This window comes from Kitasatospora sp. NPDC127111 (genome assembly GCF_042677465.1).
Taxonomy (GTDB): Bacteria; Actinomycetota; Actinomycetes; order Streptomycetales; family Streptomycetaceae; genus Kitasatospora.
In genome coordinates this window covers 1-2472 of sequence record NZ_JBHXTG010000168.1, presented here as the reverse complement: position 1 = coordinate 2472, position 2472 = coordinate 1, and the positions used below count along the sequence as shown (strand labels likewise).

Sequence of the window (2472 nt, the reverse complement as noted above, 5' to 3'; positions counted from 1 at the left end):
CCCGCCACCGAACGCGAAAAGCTCCTCGCCACCCTCTTCGCCGAAGTCCTCCAACTCCCCCACGTCAGCGCCGACGACAGCTTCTTCGCCCTCGGTGGCGACAGCATCACCTCCGTCCAGCTGGCGGGCCGCGCCCGCCTGGCCGGGCTGGTGCTGACCCCGCGCGAGGTGTTCCGGCACAAGACGGTGGAGGCGCTGGCCGCCGCCCTGCCCGAGTCCCCGGCCGAGCTGGCGCTCGCGCCGGACCCGGACGGCGCGGACCCGGCCGTCGGCGCCCTGCCGGCCACCCCGATCATCCGGTGGCTGCGCGAACTCGGCGGCAGGATCGACGGGTTCAACCAGTCGGTGCTGGCCCCCGTTCCCGGCGGCCTCACCGAGGAGGTGCTCCGCGCGGTGCTCCAGGCCGTCCTGGACCACCACGACGCCCTCCGGGCCCGCCTCGTCCGCACGTCCACCACCTGGACCCTGGAGGTCCCGCCGAAGGGCGCGCTGCCGGCCGCCGCGGTCGTCCACCGGATCGACGTCGCGGGCCTGGACGAGGCCGCGGCCGCCGCCCGGGTGGACGCCGAGGGCCGCGCCGCACAGGACCGGCTCGACCCGGACAACGGGCTGATGGTCCAGGCGGTCTGGTTCGACGCCGGGCCGGAGGCGCCGGGCCGCCTGCTGCTGGTCCTGCACCACCTGGTGGTGGACGGCGTGTCCTGGCGGATCCTGATGCCGGACCTGATGCAGGCGTACGAGGCGGTGGCCGCCGGCCGCGAGCCCGTCCTGGATCCGGTCTGGACGTCGTTCCGCGCCTGGGCCCGGGGGCTGGCGCGCGCCGCCCTCACCCCGGAGCGCACCGCCGAACTCGCGGTGTGGACAGGCATGCTGGCCGGCTACCAGGAGCCCCCGCTGGGCACCCGGGAGCTGGACCCGGCCGTGGACGTCGCCGCCACCGCCCGGCAGCTCGGCCTCACCCTGCCGGCCGAGGTCACCGGGCCGCTGCTGACCACCGTGCCCACCGTGCTCGGCACCGGCGTCAACGAGGTGCTGCTCACCGCGTTCGCGCTCGCCGTCACCGCGTGGGACCACGGCCGCGGGCGGCAGCGCCCGGCCGGCGTCCTGCTCGACCTGGAGGGCCACGGCCGCGAGGAACTGCTCGCCGGTGTCCTGCCGGACGCCGACATCTCGCGGACCGTCGGCTGGTTCACCACCATGTTCCCGCTCCGGCTCGACCCCGGGGTGACGGCCGCCGACTGGCCGGAGATCCAGGCGGGCGGCCCCGCCGTCGGCGTCGCGCTGGCCAACGTGGCCGGGCAGCTCGCCGCGCTGCCCGACAACGGCGCCGGCTACGGGCTGCTGCGCCACCTCAACCCGGAGACGGCCGACGTGCTGGCCGGGCTGCCCGTCCCGCAGCTCGGCTTCAACTACCTGGGCCGGTTCGGCGCCGGGGACGGCGAGGACGACGGCGACGGCGGTCTGGGCGGCAGCGACGCCGCGATGCCCGCCGGGCACGCCCTGGAGCTGAACTCGCTGGCGCAGGACCGCCCCGACGGCCCGCACCTGGTGGCGTCGTGGAGTTGGCCGGACGGCCTGTTCACCGAGGACGAGGTCCGCGACCTCGCCGAGGCCTGGTTCACCGCCCTGCGCGCGCTGGTCGCCCACGCCGCACACCCGGCGGCCGCCCCCGTCCGGCCCGTGCCACCGCGCCCCGCGACCACGGAACCCGCACCGCTGCTGGATCTCGACCAGGACGAGATCGACGCGTTCGAAGAAGACTTCGAGTTCTGAGTTGGAGAGAAGCGACATGACCAAGGCCGGAACGACCAAGGCGAAGCCACGCATCGAGAGCATCCTGCCGCTCTCTCCGCTCCAGCAGGGCCTCCTGTTCCACGCGCAGTACGACACCCAGGGCCCCGACGTCTACACCATGCAGCTCGCCCTCGATCTGGAGGGCGACCTCGACACCGACGCGCTGCGGGGAGCCTGCGCCGCCCTGCTGCGCCGGCACGGCGGGCTGCGGGCCGCGTTCCGCTACCGCAAGAACGGCGAGCCGGTGCAGCTCATCCCCTTCGAGGTGGCGCCCGACTTCACCGTGGTCGACCTCACCGGCCGACCATCGGAGGAGTGGGAGCGGGCCGCCGCCACGGTCGCCGCCGAGGACCGCGCCCGCCGCTTCGACCTCGGCCGGCCGCCGCTGATCCGCTTCACGCTGGTCTCGCAGGACACGCATGGTTCGCGGGGTACGCAGGGCACGCAGCGACACCAGTTCCTGATCACCACCCACCACATCCTGATGGACGGCTGGTCCCGCGCCCTGGTCATCGGCGAGCTCTTCGAGCTGTACGGGTTGCTGCGGCGCGGTTCGGACGAGCGCGCACTGCCCGCCGTCGCGCCGTACCGCGACTACCTGGGCTGGGTCGCCGCCCAGGACCACGCGGCCGGCGAGGCGGCCTGGCGGCAGGTGCTCGACGGGCTGGAGGAGCCGAC

2 protein-coding genes are annotated in these 2472 nt (G+C 75.0%); both read left to right on the top strand.

Annotated elements, in window-relative coordinates:
* The coding region (locus ACFVHB_RS40080) for a condensation domain-containing protein (RefSeq protein WP_380332917.1) at positions 1–1773 on the top strand (1773 nt) is incomplete at its 5' end.
* Positions 1774–1789: 16 nt separating this feature from the next.
* A partial coding sequence (locus ACFVHB_RS40075; RefSeq protein WP_380332915.1) for a condensation domain-containing protein occupies positions 1790–2472 on the top strand: 683 nt, incomplete at its 3' end.